This is a genomic window from Herbaspirillum sp. B65 (assembly GCF_000333555.1).
GTDB lineage: Bacteria > Pseudomonadota > Gammaproteobacteria > Burkholderiales > Burkholderiaceae_D > Herbaspirillum > Herbaspirillum rubrisubalbicans.
Window position 1 is genome coordinate 1 of record NZ_BADI01000395.1, and the last position, 5540, is coordinate 5540.

General features: G+C 58.3%; 4 protein-coding genes. All 4 read right to left on the reverse strand.

From position 1 onward, the window contains the following. A partial coding sequence (gene lon, locus I5W_RS09610; protein WP_044529052.1) for an endopeptidase La occupies positions 1 to 1537 on the reverse strand: 1537 nt, incomplete at its 3' end. Between the two features lie 284 nt (positions 1538 to 1821). Next, positions 1822 to 3054 (reverse strand): ATP-dependent Clp protease ATP-binding subunit ClpX, encoded by a 1233-nt coding sequence (gene clpX / locus I5W_RS09615; RefSeq protein WP_044529050.1) that lies wholly within the window; start codon positions 3052 to 3054, stop codon positions 1822 to 1824. Between the two features lie 295 nt (positions 3055 to 3349). After that, a complete protein-coding gene (gene clpP, locus I5W_RS09620) occupies positions 3350 to 3976 on the reverse strand; it encodes an ATP-dependent Clp endopeptidase proteolytic subunit ClpP (protein WP_008329424.1) in 627 nt (208 codons plus the stop codon). Between the two features lie 50 nt (positions 3977 to 4026). Further along, the gene (gene tig, locus I5W_RS09625; RefSeq protein WP_044529051.1) at positions 4027 to 5376 is read right to left on the reverse strand and encodes a trigger factor; all 1350 of its coding nucleotides are present in this window, start codon (positions 5374 to 5376) and stop codon (positions 4027 to 4029) included. Between the last annotated feature and the right edge of the window lie 164 nt (positions 5377 to 5540).

Here is a 5540-nt window from a genome sequence, read left to right on the forward strand (position 1 = left end):
TCTTGATCTGCTTGGGCAGCAGGTAGCGCTGTGCAATGCTGGTCTTCTCATCCTCGGTGTACCCCGACAGGCGGATCACTTCCATCCGGTCCAGCAGAGCCGGCGGGATGTTGAAGGAGTTAGAAGTCGCCACAAACATCACGTCCGACAAGTCGAAATCGACTTCGATGTAGTGGTCGGAGAAGGTGTGGTTCTGCTCCGGGTCCAGCACTTCCAGCAGCGCCGACGACGGATCGCCACGGAAATCCATGCCCAGCTTGTCGATTTCATCAAGCAGGAACAGCGGATTGCGCACGCCCACCTTGGACAGGCTTTGCAGGATCTTGCCCGGCATGGAACCGATGTAGGTACGACGGTGGCCGCGGATCTCGGCCTCGTCACGCACGCCACCCAGTGCCATGCGCACGAACTTGCGGTTCGTCGCACGGGCAATCGACTGGCCCAGCGAGGTCTTACCCACGCCCGGGGGACCGACGAAGCACAGGATCGGCGCCTTCAGCTTGTCCACGCGTTGCTGCACGGCGAGGTATTCCAGGATGCGTTCCTTGACCTTTTCCAGGCCGTAGTGATCACCTTCCAAGACCTTCTCGGCATTGGGCAGGTCGTTGTTAACCTTGGACTTCTTCTTCCAGGGCAGCGCGACCAGAGTGTCGATGTAGTTGCGCACCACGGTGGCTTCAGCCGACATGGGCGACATCAACTTCAGTTTCTTCAGCTCGGACTGGGCCTTTTCCAGGGCTTCCTTGGGCATCTTGGCGGCCAGGATCTTCTTTTCCAGCTCTTCCAGATCGGCGCCGTCTTCGCCTTCACCCAATTCCTTCTGGATGGCCTTGACCTGCTCGTTCAGGTAGTACTCGCGCTGCGACTTTTCCATCTGGCGCTTGACGCGGCCACGGATGCGCTTTTCCACCTGGAGGATGTCCAGTTCGCCTTCCAATTGGCCCAGCAGATGTTCATAACGCTTGGCGACGTTGAAGATTTCCAGGATCACCTGCTTCTGCTCCAGCTTCAGGGGCAGATGGGCGGCGATGGTATCGGCCAAGCGACCGGCATCATCGATGCCGGCCAGCGAGGTCAGGATCTCAGGCGGGATCTTCTTGTTCAGTTTCACGTACTGGTCGAACTGCTGCACGATGGTGCGGCGCATGGCTTCGACTTCCGCATCGTCGCCCTGCTCGGATTCGACCGGGGTCAGGTCGGCGACGAAGTGGGTTTCCAGTTCGCTGATGTGGTGGATGCGTGCGCGCTGCGCGCCTTCGACCAGTACCTTCACGGTACCGTCGGGCAGCTTCAGCATCTGCAGAATGTTGGCCACGCAGCCGATTTCGTAGATATCCTCGGCCGAGGGTTCATCCTTGGCAGCGGCCTTCTGGGCGGCCAGCATGATGCTCTTGCCTTGCTCCATGGCCGCTTCCAGCGCCTTGATCGACTTCGGGCGGCCGACGAAGAGCGGAATCACCATATGCGGGAAGACAACCACATCCCGTAAGGGCAACAGCGGCAATTGCGATTGTTCTGTGAGTATAGGAGTCGTCATGGCGGGCCTTATCAATAAGTACTGTGAATGATGTTGGCACGAGTGACCAAAACACAAGTCCGGCAGACTAAATATTCACCGGCTGCGCGTTGTCATGATCGCAACAAAATAAAAAAAGCCACACGCGAAGCTAGCTCCGGGTGGCTTTTCGATGGAAGCCAGTTCATGTGCGCCGGTTTATTTTACCGTGTTTGCGGTGACCGGACTTCGGGTGGCTTCTTACTACCGGAAAATCACCCCGATGATCGGGGGCGATTTTCCTGTTCCTTGCAGGTGCCGGGCAATCAGCCGCCCGACACCTTGGGCTGGTCGTGATAGATCAGCAGCGGCTTGGCGCCATTGGTGATGGTGTTTTCATCGACCACCACCTTGGCCACGTTTTGCTCGCTGGGCAGTTCATACATCACGTCCAGCAGTGCGTGCTCCAGGATGGAACGCAGGCCGCGCGCGCCGGTCTTGCGCGCCAGTGCCTTCTTGGCGATGGCGTGCATGGCGGCCGGACGGATTTCCAGCTCGGCGCCTTCCATCTGCAGCAGCTTGGCGTATTGCTTGATGAGCGCGTTCTTGGGCTCGATCAGGATCTGGATCAGGGCTTCTTCATCCAGTTCGTTCAAGGTGGCGATCACCGGCAGACGGCCGACCAGTTCCGGGATCAGGCCGAACTTGACCAGATCTTCCGGTTCAGCGTTCAACAGCACTTCCGAATTGCTCTTCTGGGACTGGCTCTTGACGCTGGCCGAAAAACCGATGCCGCTCTTCTCGGAACGCTCGGAGATGATCTTGGCCAGGCCATCGAAGGCACCGCCGCAGATGAACATGATGTTGGTCGTGTCGATCTGCACGAAGTCCTGATTCGGATGCTTGCGGCCGCCTTGCGGAGGCACCGATGCCATGGTGCCTTCGATCAGCTTCAGCAAGGCCTGCTGAACGCCTTCACCCGACACGTCACGGGTGATCGACGGGTTATCCGACTTGCGGGAAATCTTGTCGATCTCGTCGATATAGACGATGCCCTTCTGGGCTTTCTCGACTTCGTAATTGCAGTTCTGCAGCAGCTTCTGGATGATGTTTTCCACGTCCTCGCCGACATAGCCGGCTTCGGTCAACGTGGTCGCGTCAGCGATCACGAAGGGAACGTTGAGCATCCGCGCCAGGGTCTGCGCCAGGAGCGTCTTGCCGGAACCGGTGGGGCCGACCAGCAGGATGTTGCTCTTGGCCAGCTCGACATCATCCTTCTTGCCGAGGTGCTTCAGGCGCTTGTAGTGGTTGTAGACCGCCACCGACAGGATGCGCTTGGCCGTAGCCTGTCCGATCACGTACTGATCCAGCAGGTCGGTGATTTCCTGCGGGGTCGGCAAATCCGACTTGGCGCCGGTCACGCTTTCCACGCTGGCGGCTTCATCACGGATGATGTCATTGCACAGGTCGATGCATTCGTCGCAGATGAAGACCGAAGGACCGGCGATGAGCTTCTTGACTTCATGCTGGCTCTTGCCGCAGAAAGAGCAGTAAAGCAGTTTTTCGCCGCTGGAAAGATTTTTTCTCGGACATAGAGCTACTAGAGTTAAAGTTACGACCCGATCATACCCGTGAAATCCGGATTCGTCACGGCCTGGTCATTTTTGCTGTCCCGAAATACCCCCAAGGAACTGCCGTATGACCTTTATATGCCAGCACAGGTGCCATTTATCAAGCAAACAGAGCCAGAAAAGCCGCTCTGTGCCATTTTCGTCAAAATTTGCATAAAAAAAGCCCGAACGATTACGGTTCGGGCTTCTTCCCGGCGTTTTGCAACGCCGCAATACGACAAACTCAAGCGCGCTGGGTCAGCACCTGGTCGATCAGGCCATATTCCGCGGCGGCCTCGGCCGACATGAAATTGTCGCGATCGGTATCCTTGCTGATCTGCTCGACCGTGCGGCCGGTCTTTTCAGCGAGGATGGTGTTCAGACGTTCACGCAGGTACAGGATTTCACGTGCCTGGATCTCGATATCCGATGCCTGGCCTTGGGCGCCGCCCAGAGGCTGGTGAATCATGATGCGCGAGTTCGGCAGCGAGAAACGCTTGCCCTTGGCGCCAGCGGCCAGCAGGAAGGCGCCCATGGAGGCGGCCAGACCCGTGCACAACGTCGACACCTGCGGCTTGATGAACTGCATGGTGTCGAAGATCGCCATGCCGGCCGAAACCGAACCGCCAGGCGAATTGATGTACAAGGAAATGTCCTTGTCCGGGTTTTCGCTTTCCAGGAACAGCAGCTGGGCCACGATCAGGTTGGCCATCGCATCATTGACCGGTCCGACCAGGAAAATGATGCGTTCCTTCAGCAGACGCGAATAGATGTCGTAGGCGCGTTCGCCACGGCCACTCTGTTCGATCACCATCGGCACCATGCCGAGCATTTGGGTATCCAGTGCAGATTGCTTCATCAGACCAGTCATGTATGCATCCTAAGCGTAAGAGTTTTCTGATACTACTAGAGAAAACCGGATTACGCTGCGCCTGATTTACCCATCAGTTCGTCGANCGAAACCGGCTTTTCCGAGACCTTGGCCTTGCCGAGGACGTAGTTGACGACGTTTTCTTCCAAAACAAGAGCTTCGACTTCGGCCAGACGGCGACGGTCGGAGAAGTAGTACTTCAGCACTTGTTGCGGATCTTCGTAGCTCTGGGCGAAGTCCTCGATCTGGGCCTTGACCTGTTCTTCGGTGGCTTCCAGCTTGTTCTGCTTGACCACTTCAGCCAGGATCAGACCCAGGCGCACGCGGCGCTCGGCCTGGGCGGTGAACAGTTCCTTGGGCAGTTGCATACCCTTGGGATCCATGCCGCGCTGGGCCATGTCCTGACGCGCCATTTCGGACAGACGCTCGACGTCCTGGTCGATCAGGGCCTTGGGCACTTCCAGTTCGGACGCCTTGATCAGGGCGTTCATCACGCTGTCCTTGGTCTTGGCCTTGGTGCGGGCGGTGACTTCGCGCTCCAGGTTCTTCTTGATGTCTTCGCGCATCTTGGTCAGATCGCCGTCTTCGATGCCCAGCGATTGGGCGAAGGCGGCATCGACTTCAGGCATGTGCGCCCATTCGATCTTCTTGACGGTGATGGTGAATTCAGCGGTCTTGCCGGCCACATCCTTGCCGTGGTAATCCTCGGGGAAGGCCAGCGGGAAGGTCTTGGCTTCGCCGACCTTCAAGCCGATGGTCGCGGCTTCGAATTCCGGCAACATGCGGCCTTCGCCCAATACGAACGGGAAGGCATCGGCCTTGCCGCCCTGGAATTCCACGCCGTCGATCTTGCCCACGAAGTCCACGGTCACGCGGTCGCCGTTCTGGGCCGACTGGTCGGCACCACCGTCGCCGTGCGCGCCTTGCTCGCCCTTGACGTGGTAGTGCACGCGCTGCTTGCGCAGGATGTCGATGGTCTTGTCGATTTCAGCGTCGGACACCGATGCGGTGGTCTTCTCGACTTCGGCGCCGGACAGGTCGCCCAGGGTCACTTCCGGGTAGACTTCGAAGGTGGCGTCGAAGGCCAGCTTGCCTTCACCGGCTTCTTCGCTGGTCTTGGGTTCGATGCGGGGGAAGCCTGCCACGCGCAGGTTGTTTTCGACAGCGGCGTCGTTGAAGGCACGACCGACCTTGTCGTTCAGGACTTCGGTTTCGACCTGGTAGCCGAACTGGGCGGCAACCATCTTCATCGGCACTTTACCCGGACGGAAACCCGGCGCCTTGGCGGTACGGGCACGCACCTTCAGGCGCTTTTCCACTTCAGCCTGAACATCGGCCAGCGGGAAAGACAGGGTCATACGACGTTCGAGTTTGCTCAGGGTTTCGACTGCAGTTGCCATTTAAATCGTCCAAATGTTAAGAATTCCGTAAGCCGGAGCACGCTGCTTTTCCCCCAATCGATTGACTGCAGACGAAAAGCGCCCTGCCCGGCCGCGCTAAAGCTCGCTATTCTATACGCAAAAAGCGCCCCGAGTCCAAAATTGGGCTGCCCTCGCCACAACCG